We start from the raw sequence: 427 nt of genomic DNA, 5'->3' as shown, positions 1-427 counted from the left end.
CGTTAATGTCAGCATGATATACATTGTTAAAGAGCGACTGTTCAATGAACAGTGATAAAGCGACGATTTAAACGTGCGACTTATCAATGGTCACAAAACAAACAAACGGCGTTGGATAAAAACCAACATAATGGTGGAGCCAAGCGGGATCGAACCGCTGACCTCCTGCGTGCAAGGCAGGCGCTCTCCCAGCTGAGCTATGGCCCCATCGTTCAGAACATCACCTCTTGTCATAAATTTCTGTGAGACAAGGCAAAATGCGACGACGTATAGCCTGCTATACGAGGAGCATTTTAACGCAGTATCACGGAAATTTGGTGGGTCTGGGCAGACTTGAACTGCCGACCTCACCCTTATCAGGGGTGCGCTCTAACCAACTGAGCTACAGACCCAAGAGGGGATCGTGCTTAAACCGTTTGCTCTATGA

2 tRNA genes are annotated in these 427 nt (G+C 48.0%); both read right to left on the bottom strand.

Going from position 1 to position 427, the window contains the following annotated elements:
- Positions 1-131: 131 nt before the first annotated feature.
- A tRNA-Ala gene (locus ACT3TC_RS17140) sits at positions 132-207 on the bottom strand.
- Between the two features lie 108 nt (positions 208-315).
- Positions 316-392 (bottom strand) — tRNA-Ile (locus ACT3TC_RS17135).
- Between the last annotated feature and the right edge of the window lie 35 nt (positions 393-427).

It is taken from the genome of Halomonas sp. AOP27-A1-41, from assembly GCF_052378605.1.
GTDB lineage: Bacteria > Pseudomonadota > Gammaproteobacteria > Pseudomonadales > Halomonadaceae > Vreelandella > Vreelandella citrativorans.
This window is presented reverse-complemented; position numbering and strand designations above follow the sequence as displayed.